This window comes from Caballeronia sp. LZ032 (genome assembly GCF_031451315.1).
GTDB lineage: Bacteria > Pseudomonadota > Gammaproteobacteria > Burkholderiales > Burkholderiaceae > Caballeronia.
Genome location: NZ_JARUXP010000007.1, coordinates 44,848 through 66,117, shown reverse-complemented (window position 1 = coordinate 66,117; position 21,270 = coordinate 44,848). Strand labels below are relative to the sequence as shown.

The 21,270-nt window shown below is 59.4% G+C and carries 21 protein-coding genes; 16 read left to right on the top strand and 5 right to left on the bottom strand.

Going from position 1 to position 21,270, the window contains the following annotated elements; all coding sequences use genetic code 11:
* Positions 1–37: 37 nt before the first annotated feature.
* The 5 genes from hfq to QCE69_RS36770 form a co-directional block, all read right to left on the bottom strand.
* Complete coding sequence (gene hfq, locus QCE69_RS36790) at positions 38–313, bottom strand: RNA chaperone Hfq (protein WP_244818618.1); 276 nt, start codon at positions 311–313, stop codon at positions 38–40.
* A 210-nt stretch (positions 314–523) separates the two neighbouring features.
* Complete coding sequence (locus QCE69_RS36785) at positions 524–727, bottom strand: hypothetical protein (RefSeq protein ID WP_244818617.1); 204 nt, start codon at positions 725–727, stop codon at positions 524–526.
* Positions 728–786: 59 nt separating this feature from the next.
* Positions 787–1,239: a polymer-forming cytoskeletal protein gene (locus QCE69_RS36780; protein WP_008343235.1), complete on the bottom strand. Its 453-nt coding sequence runs from the start codon at positions 1,237–1,239 to the stop codon at positions 787–789.
* A gap of 11 nt (positions 1,240–1,250) precedes the next feature.
* Positions 1,251–2,102: a hypothetical protein gene (locus QCE69_RS36775; RefSeq protein WP_309935823.1), complete on the bottom strand. Its 852-nt coding sequence runs from the start codon at positions 2,100–2,102 to the stop codon at positions 1,251–1,253.
* Between the two features lie 89 nt (positions 2,103–2,191).
* Positions 2,192–2,788: a DUF1845 domain-containing protein gene (locus tag QCE69_RS36770; protein WP_309935822.1), complete on the bottom strand. Its 597-nt coding sequence runs from the start codon at positions 2,786–2,788 to the stop codon at positions 2,192–2,194.
* A 678-nt stretch (positions 2,789–3,466) separates the two neighbouring features.
* Between QCE69_RS36770 and QCE69_RS36765 the strand changes: the two genes are divergently transcribed.
* The 16 genes from QCE69_RS36765 (at position 3,467) to QCE69_RS36690 (ending at position 21,262) form a co-directional block, all read left to right on the top strand.
* The gene (locus QCE69_RS36765; protein ID WP_309935873.1) at positions 3,467–3,733 is read left to right on the top strand and encodes a hypothetical protein; all 267 of its coding nucleotides are present in this window, start codon (positions 3,467–3,469) and stop codon (positions 3,731–3,733) included.
* Positions 3,730–5,055 carry a hypothetical protein gene (locus QCE69_RS36760; RefSeq protein ID WP_309935821.1) on the top strand — a complete coding sequence of 442 codons (1,326 nt, stop codon included), beginning with the start codon at positions 3,730–3,732 and terminating at the stop codon, positions 5,053–5,055. The genes QCE69_RS36765 and QCE69_RS36760 overlap by 4 nt, the downstream gene beginning before the upstream one ends.
* 182 nt (positions 5,056–5,237) lie before the next feature.
* Entirely contained in the window at positions 5,238–5,720 is a 483-nt protein-coding gene (locus QCE69_RS36755; protein WP_309935820.1) for an NADAR family protein, read from the top strand.
* 78 nt (positions 5,721–5,798) lie between these two features.
* Complete coding sequence (locus QCE69_RS36750; RefSeq protein WP_309935819.1) at positions 5,799–7,193, top strand: metallophosphatase family protein; 1,395 nt, start codon at positions 5,799–5,801, stop codon at positions 7,191–7,193.
* 239 nt (positions 7,194–7,432) lie between these two features.
* Positions 7,433–7,981 carry a hypothetical protein gene (locus QCE69_RS36745; protein ID WP_309935818.1) on the top strand — a complete coding sequence of 183 codons (549 nt, stop codon included), beginning with the start codon at positions 7,433–7,435 and terminating at the stop codon, positions 7,979–7,981.
* Positions 7,969–10,290, top strand: a complete 2,322-nt coding sequence (locus QCE69_RS36740; protein ID WP_309935817.1) for an SMC family ATPase — start codon at positions 7,969–7,971, stop codon at positions 10,288–10,290. The genes QCE69_RS36745 and QCE69_RS36740 overlap by 13 nt, the downstream gene beginning before the upstream one ends.
* 303 nt (positions 10,291–10,593) lie before the next feature.
* Positions 10,594–10,980 carry a hypothetical protein gene (locus QCE69_RS36735; RefSeq protein WP_309935816.1) on the top strand — a complete coding sequence of 129 codons (387 nt, stop codon included), beginning with the start codon at positions 10,594–10,596 and terminating at the stop codon, positions 10,978–10,980.
* Between the two features lie 92 nt (positions 10,981–11,072).
* A complete protein-coding gene (locus QCE69_RS36730) occupies positions 11,073–11,258 on the top strand; it encodes a hypothetical protein (protein WP_309935815.1) in 186 nt (61 codons plus the stop codon).
* Entirely contained in the window at positions 11,255–12,070 is an 816-nt protein-coding gene (locus QCE69_RS36725) for a hypothetical protein (protein ID WP_309935814.1), read from the top strand. Before QCE69_RS36730 ends, QCE69_RS36725 begins: the two co-directional genes overlap by 4 nt.
* Before the next feature lie 66 nt (positions 12,071–12,136).
* Entirely contained in the window at positions 12,137–12,673 is a 537-nt protein-coding gene (locus QCE69_RS36720; RefSeq protein WP_309935813.1) for a hypothetical protein, read from the top strand.
* 92 nt (positions 12,674–12,765) lie between these two features.
* The gene (locus QCE69_RS36715; RefSeq protein WP_244797908.1) at positions 12,766–14,196 is read left to right on the top strand and encodes a site-specific integrase; all 1,431 of its coding nucleotides are present in this window, start codon (positions 12,766–12,768) and stop codon (positions 14,194–14,196) included.
* A gap of 188 nt (positions 14,197–14,384) precedes the next feature.
* Positions 14,385–16,907 carry a hypothetical protein gene (locus tag QCE69_RS36710; protein ID WP_244797909.1) on the top strand — a complete coding sequence of 841 codons (2,523 nt, stop codon included), beginning with the start codon at positions 14,385–14,387 and terminating at the stop codon, positions 16,905–16,907.
* A 12-nt stretch (positions 16,908–16,919) separates the two neighbouring features.
* Positions 16,920–18,974, top strand: coding sequence for a hypothetical protein (locus QCE69_RS36705; protein ID WP_309935812.1), 2,055 nt, complete (start codon positions 16,920–16,922; stop codon positions 18,972–18,974).
* Positions 18,971–19,354, top strand: a complete 384-nt coding sequence (locus QCE69_RS36700; RefSeq protein WP_244797912.1) for a DUF6262 family protein — start codon at positions 18,971–18,973, stop codon at positions 19,352–19,354. Before QCE69_RS36705 ends, QCE69_RS36700 begins: the two co-directional genes overlap by 4 nt.
* Positions 19,355–19,511: 157 nt before the next feature.
* Entirely contained in the window at positions 19,512–19,874 is a 363-nt protein-coding gene (locus QCE69_RS36695; RefSeq protein WP_244797913.1) for a hypothetical protein, read from the top strand.
* 92 nt (positions 19,875–19,966) lie between these two features.
* Positions 19,967–21,262: a TolC family protein gene (locus QCE69_RS36690; RefSeq protein WP_244797914.1), complete on the top strand. Its 1,296-nt coding sequence runs from the start codon at positions 19,967–19,969 to the stop codon at positions 21,260–21,262.
* The last annotated feature ends 8 nt before the right edge of the window (positions 21,263–21,270 follow it).

Here is a 21,270-nt window from a genome sequence, read left to right as displayed (position 1 = left end):
ATTGATCCGCCTCGGCTACTCTCGGTGCCGTGTCTATTCATGGCACCTTCTGCCCGGGGCGCGGGCGCCGATCAGGGCGCTCGTGGCGCTCAGAGTTCTGAGGGCGACCGCGGTCCTCGCTGACCGTCGAGATGGAGTGCTTGAAGATCACCTGCGGGCCCGTCGCCGCGTTCAGACAGACCGTGTACGAATCAAAGGACTCGATGCGGCCTGTCAGCTTTATTCCATTGACCAGGAAAACTGAGACGCGCTTGTGTTCTTTGCGGAGCGCGTTGAGGAACTCGTGCTCAGGCTTCGGGACGGTGTCAGGCATGGTCGCCTCAGTCAGTGAAGTCGAAGAGTGAAAGTGCTTGCAGTCCATGTGCACGCCGTGGCGAAAGCGGTCGGCATATCCGCATAGTCGCTCAACGTCAGATGAAACGCTGATTCTCGTGGCTACAGCCAAAAAAAAGCCCGCTCAAGGCGGGCTGCAATCCATATCGGTCGAGACATGGAGGAGACGTGATCAGTATAAACCCTACGGTTATTGGCGCATAGCCATCTTGTACGTCACGACGGACTTGTACGCGGGCCGGTTCCAGTGCGGCGTGCCCGCTGTCATCGCATGGCTGTTCACAAGCCGGCCAGTGTCGAGCATGCAAAAGCAATGGCCTTCGAACGCGGCTTCTTGCGCTGCCGCGTCCCACGTCTTAGTGACGAAATCGAAGATCGGTTCGACGGGTTTCATGATCAGGGTTCTTAGGGACTTTGACCCGTTATCGGCAAATCATCACGCTTATTCAGGGCTCAGGCGATGGCGCGCGAGATCTCCGTCACGTTCGATTCCGTGCGTTCCTGGCCCTTCGTGTCGTCCAAGCGCGGACCGGCGATAGGCCCTTCGTCCGGCGTCGAATCGGCCTCAATCGTCAGCATTCTGGCGACGCGCTTGAGCGTGCCGTTGAGCGACGCACGCGGACCGAGGCGGATGGTGCCGCAGTAGAAGATGTCACCCGAGACTTGGCCGTTGATTTCCAGCGAGCCACGCGCGTGCACATCGCCGTCAACGCGCCCGTCAATGCGAACGTGCTCGCCCTGTGCGCTGCCCTTAACGAGGCCGCCTTCGCCGATGTGCAGCAGACCCTGCGTGGAGATGATGCCGCCGTCGAGCAGGCCGAAAGACGAAATGCCGTGATCCACGACCATGTCGCCGGTGATGGCGCAGCCGCGCGCGATAAGCGTGATGTTGAGTTCGGTTTTCATGGTGTCGATTCCTAGAACATTTGCACTTCGTTCGACCCGCCGCGGGTCGCGGGTGCTGCTTTCTTATTCGATGCGGCGGCGCCGTCGGACTCCGTGGTCTGCTCGTCGCGCGCGCGCTTTGCGTGATGGCGGTAGCTGTGCGAGTGCGACGGCGTGGAGGTCTCTGTCGTCGCGCCGTCTGTGGCTTGCGTCTTCCCGGCGGGCGTTGCCGTCGTGGCCGACGTCGCCGGTTGCTGCGCAGCGCTTTGCGCTGCCGGTGCGGCCGCCTTCATCGCGGGGGCGTTGGCTGTAGGCTGCTGTGTCGCGTCCGCGTCACGACGGGCTTGACGAATCGGCGACGCCGCCGCTCGCTGCTCCTCCGTCGAAACCGGGGCCGACTTGGCTGGGGTTGCGCCAACGGCGGGAGCGTTGCTTCCAAGCGAATTTCTGAACTGGTCAGCCGTCAAGCCAACCCCCGAAGGAGCGAGGTCCTTCGCGGTGAGCATCGGTGCCACGGCAACCGGATGAGGCGGTTCCGCGTCGATCGGACGCGTCGTTGGTGCAGTTGGCTGCTCGCTTCCCGCGAGCTTGCCTGCACCGGAATCCGAGCGAGCGGCGCTGTGGACCGACGGTGCGCCGAACGACTTGTAGAGGGAAGCGGCTCCCATTCCTGCCATACCGATCACAGCGGCGAGTGCCACGGCAACGAGCGTTTGGCGCGCGGTGGGCGCTGCCTTCGGCAGGCGCACCTTCATAGAAGGCGCCTTGTCCTGAGCCGTCAGGTCCGCCGGCGCCGGAAGCGCCGCAATCTGCCGCGGCAGATCAATGGTCATCGAGTCGGGTGCGAACTGTGCGTGCAGTCGCTGAATATCGCGTAGGTCCATGTGAGGTCCTCTCGTCGTTGCATTAGGTCGAGCGTAACCAGCGCTGCCGCTAGTCAAGACAGAGAGCGCATGCGCGCGCTCAAGACGGTTTAGTGGGCTTGACCAGGGTCGGGAAGCAACACACCTTCGGGGGCAAAGCGATCGTTGTCGAAAATGCAGAGATAGGCGATCTTGCGAATCCGCGTTTGAGCGGCATCGAGGGTGCTTTGACGAGCTTCCGAGCCCAACGATCGAGCGATCAGTGCGCCCATCGTCAGTAAGAAGAGCTGGTCATAGATAGTCAGCAGGCGTACCAATCGTCCAGACATGGCGTGCTTGATTTCGAGCGTCACTATCTCCGGATACGTCGCAGTCTGCCTCTTGGGCAGTTCATTGGCCCAAGCCATTGCTTTGCGGAACCAGCCTTCGGCCACTCGAAATTCAGATTCGATAGCGATGAGCTTGCCGCCGCGAGCGACGGTCATCTTCGCTGCTGCAAAGTTGAAGTCGCCTCGCAAAAACTCACGTGCGAATGCCGAGTGGTACGGCAGTTCAGTCTTAGCCAGCGTATCCGCATGGATTCGCGCGAGCCGGCTGTCGTTGGTCAGGCGGTCGAGCCGCCGAAGACCGCTCTCGCCAGTCGGCGCGACCGGAGGTGAGCTGGGTCTTAATCCGTCTTCAGGTGCTTCCATGTCGGTACCAGTCATGATCGGTTTCGGTATGTCTGTGTTCTCTCTCACATAAGATTTTCATTGTTTAGGCAAGAGTCAAGACGGCGAAAGCTAGGTCAAATTCGTGAGCTTTCACCCGCACGCTCGCGTCGATAACCCGGATACTCAACTCCATTCCCCGCGTCACCGACGCATCGACCTCGACTCCAAGCCCGGAGTCCATCTTTTCTCTGCAAGTCGTGCCCGCCTCGTGCGTTGGCATGCGCCGACCGGATAGCTACCGGTGTGGAAATCTTCCTTGTGCTGAGTGTGCTCGCTACACACTCCCCAATTTCAGCCGTGATACTCGTACCCAGTGCTGCATTCATTTGCGCCGGTACATCGTTCGAACCCGGGTTTTCGGGTGTTCTCTCTCCAGAGCCTGATCTGGGTAGAACGATCGAAGTTGGCTGATCCGTGATTCCTGCGGCGGAAGTAATTCCGAAAAGGGCTGTTGCGCGGCGTGACCATGCTGCGCGAGAACGACTTTACGTTCTCTGACCGAGCGACACCGGCCTATGCCGGCCGCTCCCTGCACGCCACGTCCCCGGAAGGGACGTGGCGCGTAGGTCTCTATATCGATTTCAAGAAGCTCGTTCCCTCACGGGAGCGGGCTTTTTTTTCGTCTGTCGCTTCCTGCGGCCGGACATTTCTCAACGGAGGTGCTGTTCTATGTTGTTGCCCGACCGCCTCAATCAACGTATCGCCGAGGCCATCACGCATCAAATCAATACCGAGTGCGAGCAGGCGGACACCACGTCCCCCGTTTGGCGTGAGCGGTGCGAAGTCGCTCGAGTCGCGATGTTCAGCGACGCAGAGCGCTCTGTCTTCATTTCCCATATCAGCGAACGTCGCGGCAGTGCTGCAGCCCGAGAGATGCAATCTCAGGCCGAATCACTGCGGACCAACGCCATCTTCTTTCTTGCAAGGAAACCGTCATGAATGCAGTTGTTCAGATGTTCGATCACGCGCCGCGTAGCCTCGTTGAGGAACGAGCTATTCGCCCGCCCACGATCGGCAAGATTCGACCCGGCATCAAAGTGCTCACGCGGGCGCACCAGTCCAACGAAAAAGCGGTCAAGCTCTACAACGACATGGTCGCTGCGGGCGAGTCGTTCGAAGCCATCGGCAAGCTGCTCGAAACGTCGCTGAAGCTTCGGAACGCGCTGATTCCCAGAAACGTCGATTACTTCGTGTGCAGACGCTCGGACTTCTCTAATCCGGACACGGCCGACGAAATCCTGCGGCTGTATGGCGAGGATCGCGGGCAAGGATTGCGGCTCTACCGTTTCCCGATCATGTTTGCGTTCGACGACTGGCTGCGCAATGTGCCAAATCAGATGGCCGCGTACACGACTACCGGGCGACAGTACTTCTCGGAGTACGACCGCGACGGCAAACGCTATTGCAAGACATACGCGCCGGTCGAGCGCAACGCACGCGCACAACGCGCGCGGCGATCCTTCGGTGGGCGACTGGTCGTCCACCGGCAAGACGACGACATTCCCGATGGCGTCTGTGATCCTCACGTCTGTCCGCAGTATCAGGACCGCAAGTGCAACCTGACCGCTAACTTCTTGTTTGCAGTTCCCGACGTAAAGGGGCTTGGGCTGATCGAGCTGCCGACCAACTCCATCTACGTGCTGCAGAAGGCGTATTCGGCGATGCAGACCGTGGCATTGGCGCGCGGCAGGCTCACCGGCACGCGCTTTTGGCTCTCGAAGAAAGAGTTCGACATCACGCGGATTGACGACAATGGCCAGGCCGTGCGTCAGAAGCAGATGTTGACGGTGCTCGATGCCGACATCGACCTAGGCGCGCTGCTGGATGGCGCGGACGAGGCTCAACCGGCGCTCGATGCTGCCAGTCGTGCAGTGGCGCTGCTCGAGTCGGACGGAACGGTACAGTCGATCGGCGATTCGCTCCTTCAGCCAGAGCAACAGACCGGGGAAGCACTGACAGGCGATGGCGCATCATCAGGCATCGACGGCGCCGATGGTCACGACGACGACTCGCCGGATCCCGACGAGACGCTGGAAGACAAGCGTCACCGCCTGTCGGACCTGCTGCATCGTCTGGGCCTAAGTCAGCCGGAGCGACAAAACGGCTTTCGCAAGTACGCGCACCAGACGTACGGTCGCGGTTGGATCGAACGCATCGCTGATGTAGATGCGATGAATGCGCGTCTCAAGAACGCGCTTGACGATCCCGCCTCGCTCGATGTCGAAATTCAGGACGCGATTGCACAAGCTGCCTACGTCTAACCTTGGCCAGTCCCCTTCGGGGGCTGGCATCCTTTCTCCGGTGTCTCACGGTCTTTCCCGCTCGCGCATGAGAGCATTTCAGCAAGAACCGCTTGCTCAAATGTTTTCGACCGCGCTGTACCTGCGCATCGAATTCGTCCGCTTCGGCGGCCCATCTACTTGTTCACGCGAAGGAGCTTCCAATGCGTAGAGTCGGCAACTTCACGCTGTTCTTCGGCGCGGAGGACGCTTTTAGTAACTGGCATCCGTGCCGCTTTACTTACCATGACGTCAATTTTGTGTCGGTGGAACAGTTCATGATGTTCTCCAAAGCCAAGCTGTTCGGCGACGAGGACATTGCCAAAGCTGTACTTGCCACGCATTTGCCGAAGGAACAGAAAGCCCTCGGCCGCAAGGTTAGGGGCTTCGACCTCGATACGTGGAAAGCCAAGCGTGAGTCGATCGTCTATGTCGGGTGCCGTGAGAAGTTCGCGCAGCATCCGGGTCTTCGGACGTTGTTGCTCGCAACGGCGCCGACCGAGCTTGTCGAAGCAAGTCCTTACGACACGATATGGGGTGTGGGTCTCGGTGAGCACCATCCAGACATCACGGACAGATCGAAGTGGCGCGGCCAGAACCTTCTGGGCAAGGCGCTGATGAAAGTCCGCGACACGCTGTCAACGTAATCCCTTTAGCGCGCCCTAGCGGTGCGTCGGCAAATACTGGCTACCTTCGGGTGGCCTTTTTCATTTATAGGAGGCGATTTGAAGATCGCACATTTTTCTGACCTGCACTACGCGCCGGGCAACATCGAAGAGTCGGACCGATGCTTCGGTTTCGGCATCGACCATGCGGTGCTGGCCCATGCCGACGTGGCAGTCATCTCGGGTGATGCGACGGACCATCGTCTCGACGCACACGCGCCGTCGTTGAACCGCCTCGCACGCCGCATCAACGGTCTGAGCGGCAGCATGCCGGTCCTGATGCTGCAGGGCACGTTTTCCCACGAGCCTCCGGGCACGCTGCGCAACTTCGAACTGATGGCAACGACGCATCAGATCTATGTTGCCGAACGCGTGCAGCAGGTAAGCCTCCACGAGGGGCGGTTCTACCCCTCGGACGGCCCGGTGTTCTCGGACGACGAGCTGCGCGAGGTTCTGGCAATCGGGGCTGATGTCGTGTTCACGTGTCTGCCCACGGTTAATAAGGGGGCGCTGGCGGTCGCTGTTGGTGCTAAGGAAGCCGGGACGGGTCTTGAAGCCGTGCTGGGCGACTATCTCGCCGTAGCAGGGCGCGTCAACCAGCAGCTTCGTGCCGCAGGCATTCGAACTGTCGGGGTGTCACACGGCACGGTCAACGGTTGTACGACCGAGCACGGCGTGACGATGGCAGGGTTCGACCATGAGTTCTCGCTTGGCAGTTTGTTCGACGCCGAATGCGATGCTTTCATGCTTGGACACATCCATAAAGCGCAGCAGTGGGAGCGAGCGGGGCGCGTCGTGGCCTATCCCGGTTCCATCGGGCGGTTCTACTACGGTGAGGAAGGCGACAAAGGCTTTCTCATGTGGAATGTTGAGGTCGGAAGCGCGCACGCCGATCTGGTCGTTACGCCTTCACGGCAGACGATCTGCGTCGACTTTGATGGACCGCCCGACATGCAGCGCCTCACGGCAATCGCGCTTGATGCGACCGACAAGTTTGTGCGAGTTCGTTGGCAGGTCGACGAAGAGCACAAACAGTCAGTGGACCGTGACGCGATCGCCGCGCTGTTCAGCAACGCGGCCGAGCTGAAGGTCGAAGCTCGCATTCTTCCCGTCGTCCGGTCACGCGCCCAAGGCATCAGCCTCGAAACGTCGATTGACCGGAAGCTCGAGGGTTGGTGCGAACACGCTGACGTCGATCCGGCGCCCTTGCTTGACCGGCTGCAGTTGCTGGAAACCGGGGACGCGGAGGCAATCGCCGCTGGCGTGCTGGCGCGACTGAGCGACGCTGACGCATTGTCGAGCATATCCGAGCCTGCGCCGGTGACGGCCCACGTCGCTCCGGATAGCGATGTTGGCGACGATGCACTGCCCATGCCCGATGCGACGGTGGAAATTGTCGAGTCGGCTTTGGCAAGTCAGCTTTCGTGGCTCAACGATGATTTGTTCGCGGCTTAATTAGCAAATAAAGTAGCCGCGCATGCAGAGGAGGCCAGTATGGCTCCTTCGCCTGAACACGCAAGCCGTGTTCCGATAGCCGACTGTCAACGTCGCTATCGAAACACAGGTTTTACCGCGTCTTTGACGCATCGATTCGTAGTGGCAGGACCTTTCTCTAGCAGTTCATTTCTTCTTTCACCCTGGCGGGGAGCGATCCCTTCCGGGGCAGCACTCCGCCCACCATAACGGAGTGCATCATGTTTGGTCTTTATCCCGCTGGCCCGAACTGGGTTCGCACCTTTGCGTTGGGCGACTGCTCATCGCGTGACCTTCAAAAGTCGTTGGTCGATTCGGCCGGCTTTACCGCTGCGATTCAGCATCAGCCGTTCGGTCAACACCGCGGCGCGGTACTGGCGCAGTTCGGTCAGACGCTGTTGCTGGTCGCCACAACCCCCGGGGCGTGCGAGATCGCCGTTACGCCGACCGTTGAAATGCAGCACCTTCTCTGGTCCTATCAGGAAGGCTATGCAAGTCAGTGGTCTGCTGCTGAGATCCGTAGCCTCACCGGGCATAGCGGCTGGTCCGAGCTTCTGACGAATGCGCGTCGCGAGTTCGGCAGAGTCTGCGACAACGTGGCGGCCGCACTAGACGGAACGCTTCAAGCGCCCAAAGCACCGGTGCAATCTGTGTCGTCCGTCGTGATAAACGAGCCGTTTCCCAACGAGGACGACGACGCGTTTTACTCGCAGATGGCAACGCTGTCCGCTTCGTTGAACGTGTCGGAGGACGTGTCATGCGGCCTCTGAAACTGACACTGGAAGGCTTCGTTGGCGTGCGCGACGGCATGAAACGAGACTGCGTGACGCTCGATCTGGAGACGTTGCCGGATGGCCTCATCGCCTTGACCGGCCCTAACGGGGCCGGCAAGACCACGATAATGGACAACTTGCACCCGTATCCGATCATGCCGTCCAGGGCGTCGAAGCTGTCGGTCGACGCGTTCTCTTACTGGGATCACGTCTGTGGTACCAGTGCCTTGAAGGAACTCGAATGGGAGCACGACGGCATTCGCTATCGCTCGTCCTTCACGTTTCGCAAGCCCGGCAAGACAGGCAAGGCGGAGTACTACCTTGCCTATCGCGGCGTCGACGGTACGTGGCGCCCGGTGTCGCTGCCTGACGGAACGGTGTCGGACGGCAAGGCCGAGTCGTATAACCGCTGTGTAGAGGCGATCAACGGTTCGTTGGAAACGTTCTTTACGAGCGTGTTCTCGGCTCAGAACCGGCGGCCGCTCGCGTCCTACGGTGCGGGCGAGATCAAGACGCTATTGGCTGAACTCCTTGGCATCGACCACCTGAAGGCATTGTCGGCGAAAGCCGCTGATGTCGCGAAGGTGCTCGGCAAGTCGCTCGAAGGCATCCAGTCTGAGCTTGGTGCGCTCGCCAGCAAACGGCAGCGCAAAGCGGACGCTGAGCAGTCGATCGTCGCGCAGGGCAACACCTTGCGTGCCGCTCGGGAGCAACGCGATGCAGCGCTTGAGCATGCGAGCAAGCTGACTCAAGAGCGGGCGACGCTTGCGGCGAAGCAGAGCGAATCGGCCACGACCGAAGCGCGCCTGCGAGAGCTGGGCGTGCGCCGAGATGAGTTGGGGCGTGCCCTGAAAAGCGCGGCTGGCGACGAGCAAGCAGCAGCGGTTCGCTGTCAGCAGCGCGTCGCCGTGCTAAGTCGGACGGTTGCCACGCACCAAGCAACGCTGGCCCGCCGTGAGGCTATCCTCGGTGCGGCGGCGAAGCGCGAGGAGGCGGAGTTGGCGATTGCGCGTGAGGAAGCGAGGTTTGCTCCCCTGCAGCGCGACATTGCCGATTTGGAGGTGAAACGCGCGACGTTGACCACGCTCGATGCGACGCTTACCAGCTTGATGAGCCAGGGCACGACGAAAGCCGCGCACTTCGACACGTTGAACAAGCAGGCTGCGGTGGCGGAGCAAGTGCCGTGCGTCGGTCATTCGATGCATGCGCACTGTCCGCTGCTCGCGCAAGCCTTTCAAGCGAAAGAGCAAGCGGAGGTCCAGCGTATATCGGTGGCGAATCTTCGCGCGGAGTATCGCGAGAAGAAGGCGCAGGCCGAATCCTTGGCGCTCGTGCCGGCTGAGTTGGCGGCGAAGCGTGTAGAGATGCTCGCCATCACCGATGCGGCCGCGCAGTTGCGCCGTGCCTTGCAGGCGGCGGCAGAGCTTGCCGCCACTAAGCCGTTGCTGGATGCAGCCGTGTCGGGACTTGAAGCGGCGCAAGCTGAGTTGCGTTCGATCACCGAGGAAAGTGCCGCACGTACCGCCAAATACCAGTCTGAGAAGACGCGTATGGAAGCGGAGCTTGCTCGCATTGCCCAGGAGGTCGGGCGACTGGCCGCCGTCGATGTGACAGCCGCGATTGCGAAGCTGGATCGTGACATCGCAGGGAACCGCGAGACCGTCGCTGCACTGGATGGTCGGATCGAGCAATCCATCCGATCACAAAGCGTGTTGCAGGCCGAAGCGGAAGCCCTGGCTGTGGAGTTGGAGAAGTTCTCGGCCACGCAGTCGCGTGCCGAACGCCTCTCCGATGAAATTGCTCATTGGAAGCTGCTGGCTAAGGGCTTGGGCAACGACGGCGTGATCGCGTTGACCATCGATGACGCGGGCCCGGCGCTGACGCACACCGTCAACGAGCTATTGCTCGCGTGCTACGGCATGCGCTTCACCGTTGAGATCCGCACGCAGCGCACGCTCGCAAGCGGTGAATTGCGCGAGGGCTTTGAGATCCTTGTTCACGACGCCGAGTCCGACAGCAGCAAGTCGGTCTCCGTCATGTCCGGCGGTCAGAAGGTCTGGATTAACGAGTGCCTCACGCGGGGCATCGCGCTCTATCTCGCGCAGAACACCGGTCAGCCGTATCAGACCTTGTTCAGCGACGAGTCAGACGGCCCGCTCGATCCCGAGCGCAAAGTGCAGTTCATGCGAATGAAGCGCGAGGTGTTGCGCCAAGGCGGGTATCAGCGGGAGTTCTTCATCTCGCAGACGCCCGACCTTGTCGCTGAGGCCGACGCAGTCATCGACGTTCAGGCGCTTGCCGCCTGATTTCTTATCAAACCCTTGTGGGGAGTCGCCCCACAAGGGGCGCTCCTCGTTCTTCCTCTTTCTCGCGCCCTTCAGCGCTATCCCATATGGCAAACCTTTTGATGCTGCTGCTCGCGGCAGCCGGCAGTCCGTCTCATTCGAATGCGGTGCGTCACCAGCCGCCCGCGCAGCAAGCTGCACCGGCGACTGCCCAGTCGCAGCCGCCGCGCCCGCCGTACTTGCGTCGCGCGTCTGCGTTCGAAACAGGCCGTTTGCGTCGCATCTGACAGCGGCTCTTTTTCTTCATTTCTGACCGGAGCCTCCATGGCCTATTCCTGCACCGATTTTGTCGACGATGTACTCAATGACATGGTGATCCGAAGCTGGATCAAGCCCGAGCAGTACGGGCCCGACGACCCGCAAGCCCAATGCGATGCGGTGTTAGGCGCGATCGGCGATGCCGACGTTTCGCTTCGTCTGGCCGCTGACGCTAAGCAGTTTCATGCCGAACTGCTGGATGCCGTCGAAACCCTGACCGCCATCGCCGAGCAGCACGGCGCGCTTGCCCTCGCGAATGTCGTCTATCTACAGACGGCCATCTTGAAGGGCGGGGTGATCGAGCTCACGCGCGACGAGGCGGAGGCAATCTCGTTTGTCAGAGGGCTGCCCTCGGGCGGTCGCTGGTGGCAGAGCGTCAAGCTGATCGAGTAAGCGGCACAAACGCTGTTCAATTTCTTTTCTCAACCCTTGCGGGCTAGCGACCCGCTGGGGTCGCTCCGCATTCATTTTTGTGGAGTGTTTTTATGTTCGAAGCAGCCAAGCTGGGTGCATCGCCCGAGCAGTTTCCCAACCTCGAAGCGGCTATCGGCTACATCGCCGGGACCGCGACGGACGCGGGTGAAGTTCGCCCGTGGGTCCGGAACGTCGATACGAAGGTCTTCCTGATCATCGGCGGCAGATTGCAACCGCAAACCGGGGTGCGTCGATGACGCCGCCGTGGCTGGAGCAATACACCAGTGGCCAGAAGACCGGCTACGCGCAAGCCCTGATGGCGTACGCCGACTACTACGGAGTCGATGGAACTGCCGACGACGACCCGGAAATCGAAGAACGGATCGCCATGCACCGGCAGCCGCTCGTGGGTTACGCGAGTCGAACGGGCACCCGCCGCAACCTGGCCGCACTCAAGGGCGCCGACTGGCGCTTGTTGGTCTCGGCCAAGGGCGAGTTGCGTACCGAGGGCTTCGATCGCTACGCGTTGGATAACGGCGCTTGGACCGCGTACCAGCAAGGTCAGCCCTTCGATGAGCACGCGTTTTCTGTTGCTGTCGAACGGCTCGGCGAACGGGCCGATTGGCTCGTCCTTCCGGACATCGTCATGGGTGGCATGGCCTCGCTCGACTACTCGCTCAAGTGGCTAGAACGACTTCGCGGGATGCCGTGCCGGATGCTGATCGCCGTTCAGAACGGTATGCAGGTCGATGATCTAGCGTCGCTCTTATCTCCTGCGGTTGGCATCTCCATCGGCGGTTCAACGGAGTGGAAAGAGCAGACGGCGCACGTGTGGGGGTCCCTCGCGCGACGGCGTCACTGCTATTTGCACGTCGGTCGCGTGAACTCGGCGCGGCGCATCCGCATCTGTGCGGCCGCCGGTGCGGATAGCTTCGACGGTACTAGCGTGAGCCGGTATGCGAAGTCGCTCCCGCGGCTGGATCGCGCAACGAGGCAAGCGGACATGTTCGCCGCAGCGCACGAGGGCCTTGAAGAGGCGCAACGTGCGACGGCTGACCTTTTGATTTGATTTACACCATTAACCCTTTCGGGAGCGCATCCCGTAAGGGTCGCTCCCATTTTTTGGAGCGACAAGATGGAACAAGAAGTTTTCTCGAAGATGGAAGCTGCGATCAGCGTTATGCAGCGTTACATCGAACAAGGGCATAGCCTGAGCTGCGCCTATTCGGGCGGCAAGGACAGCACGTGTGCTTTGGTTTTAATGCTTGAGGCGATTCGCCGTGCCGGCGGCACGACGATCACGCACCATGTCCAGTCGGCCGACACGACCATCGAGAACCCGACCATCGCCAACTTCCTGCACTCAGTGCTGGACGAGCTGCAGTCGTATATCGAAGCGTCGCTGTTGCCCGTACAGGTTCATGTGACGACCCCTTCGTTGGCAAGCCAGTTCGTAGTGTCGACGATTGGACGTGGAACATTGGTACGCACACCTGAGAATGGCGTGCGTGACGGTCGACGGACTAGGGCGTGCGCGGACGAATGGAAGGTACGGCCGGGAGGTCGGCTTCGAACACTGCTTGAACGACGAGCGGCGGATGACGGTGCTCGTGAAGTTATAACGGTACTCGGGCTGCGCAGGGTAACCGCATCTACGAGTTTTAGTTGCTAACGCCACTTGTCGAATCTGGGTGCGAGTGTTACCGTCTCGTCCGCTTGGCGATGGACGACTTCAGACTATAAGAATCTTTGGCACCGAATGTCATGACAAGAAATCACTGCAGTCCATCCAACACCGAATCTATCGGTTCACGTGTCCTCGTCGTTCCTGTAAGCATGAACCTTGGAGATCTTCCCTATTTCGATAGCCTCGCACCGCGCGACACCGGTGGCGCCGATGTCACGGTCCGTCAGGTGCGATTTCACGGGGATCATGTCGTCGAGGGATTCCCACTGCTCTATTGCGCATCGAGGTTGCCGGATGCGCTCGAGATGAACCTGTTCATGGAGCATCGCTACCGAGGCAAATTTCTACGTCCAAAAGCATCCCGCAATCGCAATCCGAAGGGCGGTGTTTCGCTCAAGACCTTGAAGAGCATAGCCAACTCTCTTCGGGGATTTCTCGCGTGGCTCGACCGCACCGATACGGATTGGCGCGAGGTTTATGCAGCAGCAGATGGCGACCGTGCGAAGGCATGGCTGCCTCCATATCGATACCGCGTTCACTTGATCGGTGAAATCGAGGCAGGCAAGGTTTCGCGAGACACAGCCAGTCTTTACGTCAATCACGTTCGCCAGTTCTACGAGTGGGCGCACAAGATGCGGCGTATCGACCGCATTCCCTTTGCGTACAAACGTATAGCCGTCAGGAAGCCGCGGAAAGATGGCGACTTCGACCTGCTGTTCAGCGCGGTTCAGGACGAGAAGGCGCTAATGGTCCAGACCGCCGATCTCGCGATTCCAAAGAGATACAAATCGAAGATGGCGGAGTTGAACGAGGGGCTAACACCCTACACGGTAGAAGAACTCAAAATGCTCTTTGACAGTGACCATATGCGCCTTGACAGCCGCAAGCTCTGGGCGGAACTCGCGCTTGCATGCGGTTTGCGTGCGGCCGAAGTGGCGGCGCTCTCCGAGAGCGCCGTTGTGAATCCGTCGCTATCGTCGACTACGGCCTTTCCGGTTCGGGTGACTGGCAAGTTCAACAAGGAGAGGATGGTATTGCTTCCGCATTTCCTGATGCTTGGTCTGTGGGAGTACAGGAACTCGGCGGAGCGGATGCGACGCGCTGCCAAATGGGACCTTGTGCACGGGGCGGACGTTGGTCGTCCACTTTTTCTGAACCGTTCCGGCAAGCCGATCAATAGTGCATCGCTCACGAATGTCACGTCATGCGTGGCGCGGAAATATGCCGAGGGTGGCATCAGGTTCGGCAGATCGTTTCATGATTTACGCGCCACCTTCGCCACCTCGCTTGCGAGGTTTATGCTAGAGAAGCACTTACCGCTTGGCTTTATCCAGTACAAGCTAATGAGCCTGATGGGTCACGCGAACTTCTCGACGACGCAAAAGTACCTCAACTTCGCGAGATCTATAACGTTCGAAAGCCAGATGCAGGATTGGGTGAGCCAGATTTTCGCGGATCTGCGGCCGGGGCTTGAGTCCGAAGCGATCGCTTCAATGGTCGACGCATGAGGGCGCTCAGGCCTGATTCCAGAGGCGATGGAATTCGTCTCACGCATGCCGAAAACATATCGCTGAAACTGGCCGCTGACATCCGCGCAGGCGTGGGGCGATACGGGGAAGACCCTGAACGATGGGGTTGGTCACTTGCAACGGTGCGAACGGGTCTTTCGCACCTCCTGCCCGCCCTAAGCAGGGTCGTGGCTCGCCTTCCCGGCGCGCTTCGCGAGCGGTTTTTGACGCGTGGAGTTGACGCCATCGAGGATGAGGACGCGTGGGCGCAATTCGTGGGTGCGACATATCGATCCGGCGGGAATGCGGCGTATTACCGAAACGTGGTCGGCGCCTTGCACAAGATCATTGCACTGCACAGGAACGATCCGGGCGCGAAGCCTCCGAGCTTTCTTCAGCTTCGCGCAGGGCACACGGATATTTCGGAACTGTATCGGGTATCTCCAGAATTCCTGTTGACGTATAAGCGCTATATCCTCGCGATAGACGCCGAGGGACGGGCTCGGTCATCCGGCATGTTGCGTAAGCACGAAACGTACTCCCTGCTTTCTTTACTCATTGCAGGCAGCCGTGCCAGGTTGTGGCTGGTGGCCGAAGGATTTGAGGCGTTTGCAAAATATCCGAAGCTGAACGAGATGACGGAGAAACTTCGCACGTGGCAGCAGGCAGCGGCGATGACTGATCTGCTTGCCCGTCATGACCCGATCCGCTGGAAACGGAAAGTCGTTGATGTGCTCGGGCACACCGCAGATCTCACCGAGCTTTTCGCACTGTCCGAACCAGTCTTTCGCGATGTTGAAAAATTTGCGGCGATCGTACGAAGCAAGCCGCTGAAATACAGGAAGGCGGCAACGGTTCGTGACGTGCTCACGCGCCTGCAGCGCGGGTTGCGCATTGTACTGTCTGCGCTGCCGGGTAGTGCGGGTGCTGCTGTTATTTCGCGCGGTCTGGTCGCCTTCACGGAAAATGACTGTGAGCTTCTTTCCAAAGCGCACAGGCTTGATGGCATTACCGCTGATCAGTTTTCCCCAGTCAAAGAGATTGTGGATGCGTTGTTCCCGACGGCCAGACGCGACAGGAAGGAACTTCAGGCGTACCAGCTCGCTTTTGTAAACGACTATTCGTCCCGCCCCATCTTCTGCGACTTCGCTCCGATCAGAATGGTTTCTGTCGCGCTTTACGATGATCTCGTGGTACTGCTTGCCGCCCTCGCTGCGTCGTTGCCACAAGAACCATTCGGTTGGCGCACGGTGTATCACAAATATACCCAACTGAAGGCGGTCCTCGTGATGTTTCGCGAGCGACTCATACAGGAATTCAGTGTCGAGTTACAGGAGCACGGCATGCGGGCCTTTGATCTACCGGGACACAGGCTTCAGAAGACGATCTTTTTACTTTTGCAGAATGCCGCTCGCGCAGGAACAGTGACGACAAAGACCGCCTCCACCTACAGGAAAGGCCTCGTGTGGTTTCTGGAGCGGTACGGCTTCACTGTCGTCGACGCGTATCCGATTACGACCAGTCGAACGGACAGGCATCTCAGGCTTCTCAATGCGGACGACTTCTATTCGGCCGAGCAATGCCGCGAACTTGCATTCCACATCGAGGCTATGCTCTACGACGAGGGCGGCTCGCGGGAAGACAGAATCACACTTCATCTCGCGCGCATTCTGCTGAAGACGGGATGGAATCTGTCCCCTGTTCTCGGTATTGAATGTGATGACATTATTCGTGCTGGGACTCCGCTAAATCCGGGCGCGGTTGCCGTTGTTCTCCGCAAAGCACGGGCGGGCTACCGATCGGATGCGTACACTTTCGATGATCCCGCAACAAATATATCCGCGATGCGCAGCGCGGTCGCGGACCTTCTGCATATCCGGGACAACCTGACAGCGGATCTGCGGGCTTCTCTGCCCGACGGCAATCCGCACCGTACGTTTGTGTTTCTCATTGTGCGGAAGGGTGAAGTGCAGCGGCTGTCCATGGCCGCGACAAAGGCGGTCACCGAAATGCTGGCCAGACGCGGATGCACTTTGACATTCGATTCCACGAAAATCCGGAAGGGCGGCGTCAATCACCTGTACCGGCAGGTGCAGAAGAACCTGCGTGACTATGAGGCTGCGGCGAAACATGACTTCGCGACGTTCGAGTCGAACTACTACAGGATCGATGAGAACCAGTCCAGGTACACGTTGGGCAAAGCCGTCGACACCATGGGCAAATACTTTAGCGGGAAGGAGATCGAGGCGGGAATCGTGATCGTTACGGACCCGCAGATTCGGCTGCAGCATACGCCGACAGGCGAATGCGCGTCGACTGGTCGCGATGACGAGGCGGCGCGATACGGGCTCGAACACAAGCGACTGCTCGGGGAAAGAGGGACGACAGCGCACTTTTGCGCAGACTTTCTGAGTTGCATCTGGTGCAGGTTTTTCCGTCTTGTTGCCGATCCTGATCACGTTTGGCGGTTGTTGAGTTATCGCGAGTACGTACTGCGGTCGATGGAATCGTCTGCGCTCGAATGGGACGATACCGAGGAACAGAGGGTAAATATCGCTATGCTAAAGGATCGCGTGGCGGACATGCTCGCCAGGCTCGACGCGATGGTGCCTGGCGTCACGAAGAAAGGACAGATGCTGCTGTCGAGCAAGGGGATGCACCCAGACTGGGGTTTTGCGATCACGGACGCGACGACGGGCCTCAGTGGATAAAGGGCGATGTGTATGAAAACCGATCTCCCGGAAATTATTGATGTCATTTCAACGGCAAATGGCCGGATCGCCATCAACGACCTGTCGGTCAGCGAAATTGATTCGCTTCGTGACAAGATCGTCTGGGCCTATAGTGACCAGCGGGCGCCGCGGGCCATCTATACGTTCGGCGGGCAGGATTTTCGCCAGCGGGGAATCCAGAAGGGGCTGGTGGTGGCCACTGGAAGTGTGCAATTCGATTATGAGCTTAAAGCCCTCATGCTCCTCCTGCTTCACTCGGGCGCCCGGGAAGGCGGCACGCCGTACAAATGGCTATCCGTTACGCAGCGCGTTCGTTCGTTAGCACGGTTCTCTCGCTATTGTGCCCAACGTGGATTGCAGTCGTTTCGGACCCTCGACCAGCTCCCGTCGCTCAAGTTGCGTACGATCCTGCTGGGGTTTCTGATGGACAGCGAAAAAGATGGAGGCATGAATGCCAAGGTCTTCACGTCTGGCTACAAGTCGGCTCGCGACGCGCTGAAGTGCCTGTCAATGTATGCGCTAGTTGACAGAACTGACTTCGCAGAACTCGTGAACAAATTAACGCTGCCGGCAATCGACCAGCACGAAGCGCAAAACCGGCTTCGGCACGCGATCGTCCCGACGGGCGTGATGAAGCGTGTGATTGCCGAAGCCACCGGGTATGTCGAGCAGGCGGAAGCAAGGTTCGACGAATTCGCTGCTGTTTTTCGCGAGACACATCGGGGTATTGTCGCAGCGAAATGCGTCGATCCGGCGGCAGCCGTCTATTCGACGGCGCGAAGGGCAGCAAGGCGGCTGAAAACTCTTCTTTACGATTACTTTCGTGACCTTCAGTTGCACACGTATGCGCTGGTCCTTGCGTTCACGGGCATGCGGGATGGCGAAGCAGGTGCGCTACAAACGGGTTGTGCAGGCAAGCGGACCGAAGGAGGGGAGACGGTTTTCTATCTGAAGAGCCTACTGTCAAAGACAGACGACAATGCAATCAGCCTCGACTGGATCGCCAATGAGTCTGCATGGCGCGGCGTGACGCTACTGTCCAAGGTCAACGAACTCTATTATGAACGCGCCCGACTGCTCCAGCAACACTACGGCGATCACCTCACCGACGACGACGTGAACACGTTCGCGCACGGGCTGGCCAATCGATGGCTATTCGGTCTGCGCCTGACGGTCTTTACGGCGAATTTCGTTCGCTATACAAAAGGCGCCGACGGCATACGTGCGCTCAAGCTCTCACATTACCGGATTCCCCTTACCGCTGCGGACATGGTTCAGCTGGAGGAGATGGAATGCAATTACCGTTCGGTGGCGGGCAACAGCGGGAATCGCGGGAAACCGTATCGCGTCGGAGACCCGTTCAATCTGACTGCCCACCAATTCCGGCATACGTTTGCCTGGTTCATTATCGCGAACAGACTGGGCGATCTCGACGACATTAAATATCAGTTTAAGCATCTACATCGCGCGATGACCTTCGTTTATACCGAACGCGGATTCAAGTCACTCAACGAACTGAGGAGCGTGATCGAGCACTTTGAGGCATTGGTCAATGGCCGGTCAGTCAACGATATTGTTCAGTCGGCGGTCACCGGTCGTGTTGCCGGCGGTGGTGGCGAACGTCTCAAGAGGATGTTGATGTCGTTGAACGATGGAATGAATGACGAAGCGTTTGGGACGGAGCAGCAGCCGCATTTCAAAAGCATGAAAGATGTTATCACTTTCACAACGCGACACAGCGAGTCGATCCGCGGTTTGCCGCATGGCTACTGCACAAAGGGGCCGTCATGCAAGATCAGGAATGCGGCCGATCCGTCCCACTGCCTATACTGCGACACTTACTTTGCGACACCGAAGCATCTCCCATATTGGAGAGCGATTAGTGCAAGTTGCGAGGCCAAAATCGGGCGGATTGACGGCATGCCGCACGAAGCGCAAGACCAGTTTCAGGCGTTCCGGCAGTCCCTGGAAGACAACCTCTTTGCGGCGAACAAGATCATTGACCAACTCACCTCAGAGCAATTGATTACGGTGGACGCCCGATGATGGACACACGAGCCCGGATTATTGCGGCGATACGCGAGATGCGTGAGGCCGGCGAGAGTATCAGCATTCACGCGGTCGCGGCACGGTGTGGCGTATCGCATTCGCTGATTTACAACCGCTACCCGGACCTGAAGGAAAATATCAAGGAACTCAAGACCGCGCAGAAGCAACAGCGGAAGGCCGACGACGATCAAGCGCTTATCGCGAGACTGATGTCTGAGACGAAAGCATTGCAGACGAAGGCGAACGCCGCGAAGCAGGCTGACGCAAAGGAAATGTTCAAGTCGCTTCTCGCACACCTGCAGCAAGTGTATTCGATGTATGACGGTCTTCTTGAAGAAAGGAACCGGTTGGCGGTCAAGCTGGCTTCAGACAAATAGTTCAGTGGGACGCCAAAGGTGAAGCATTTCGGCATGCATCTTCCCGTGGTGGGAAGGCCAAGCGTTGAAAGACGGTGTGAAATTCCATGCGCTGCATGAAAGCGTTGGGACAAGCTGGCGAAAACGTGACTAAAATAGGTTCGCTATCATCTCGGCCATGAGATTCCTCCGGACACTGCTTCTTCTGCTGCTTTGCGCTGTGCTGCCCATCAGTGGGCTGGCAGCAAGCGGCTTGACCGGAGAATGTCCGATGCAGATGAGCGCGGGTTCCGACGAAAGCAGCGCGATGTCGTCAGAGATGCCCGGTTGCGAGATGACGAATCCGTCCAAGCACGAGAAGGTCAAGGACATCTCGTGCAAGACGACTGCTCAGTGCCAGCTTGGTAGCCTTTATCATCCGGTACCACGTATTGAAATAATCCGTCCCGGCGCGCTGTCCAGTCCGGTCGTATTTCACTACGCACAGTCGCTTGCCGTCCGTGAGTTGGCCGGCCTCTGGCGACCTCCTCGCTCCATCTAATCCCTCGCTGACAGGTTCGCCGCATCCGCGGCGAGGTCGTCCTGCATCCAGGACGTGGATTCCTTATCGGAGTCCGCCGTTGGGACTAGAACATGCCTTCAATCATTGGCACGCCGTCATGCCGGCGTGCATCTCTGCGCGCGCGTTCACTTTTCGCCGCGCTTATTCTCACGAGCGTAGCCTCCTACGCTCAGGAAACACCCTTTACGCTTGATGCGGCACTTCAGGCCGCGACGGACCATTCCGCCGTCATGGGTGCGGCGCAGGCCTCGGTACGCGCGAGCTCGGAGGCAGCCGTCCGGGCCGGCCAGTTGCCCGACCCGACGCTTAAGGCGGGCATCGACAATTTGCCCGTGACCGGGCAGCAGAAATTCACGGTCGGTCAGGATTTCATGACCATGCGTCGCGTCGGCATCGAGCAGGAATGGGTGTCGGGCGAGAAGCGCCGACTCCAATCCGCTCTAGCAAACGACGTCGTTGACCGGGAGCGAGCGGGCTATTTGGCGCAGCTCGCGAACACGCGTCAGCAGACCGCCATTGCGTGGCTGAACGCGGCCTACGCAAAGAAGACCGTCTCGTTGCAGCAGGAACTCGTTGACCATATGAGTCATGAGCTCGCCGCGACGAAGGCTTCATATCGTGGGGCGAAGGCGACTGCCGCTGACGTCACGCAAGCGCAGGTAATGCTCGCGCAGACCCAGGACCAGTTGCTCAAGACCCGCCAGACCTTCCGGACGGCACTCATTGGGCTGTCGCGATGGACGGCAATGCCCGCGTCCGACGTGACAGGCGAGCCACCTGCGCCCTTGTCCTACGTCTCGACGCTACCTCCGGAGGAACTGCGTGAGGTGCAGCCGGCGCTCGTCGCTGCGTCGCGCGACATCGCGCTCGCCGATGCCGATACGGCTGTCGCGAACAGTAACCGAAGCCCGAACTGGACGTGGGGCGTTGCGTATCAACAGCGCGGCGGAGCGTATTCGAACATGGTGTCGATTGGCGTCAGCATCCCGTTGGCCATCAATGGCAAAAATCGCCAGGACCGGGATGCAGCGGAAAAGGCGGAGCTTGGCACTAGGGCGCGCCTGATGTACGAGGACGCGCAGCGTCAGGTCGAAGCCGACATTCGTACGCAGTCCGCCACCCTCGAGAGCGGTCGCGAGCGCATTGCCAATCTCTCCGACTCTCTCCTTCCCGCTGCTGGCCAGCGCGTACAACTGGCGGCTGCCGCCTATAAGGCAGGCACCGGCTCACTCGCCGACACCTTTGCAGCACGACGCGCGCAATTAGAGGCTGAACTTCAGGTGCTTGACCTGCGGCGAGACGTGTCACAGACCTGGGCACAGCTTGAATACCAGGTCGTCCCGGCTTCGATGACCGCAGGTCAGTGAAGGAGAAA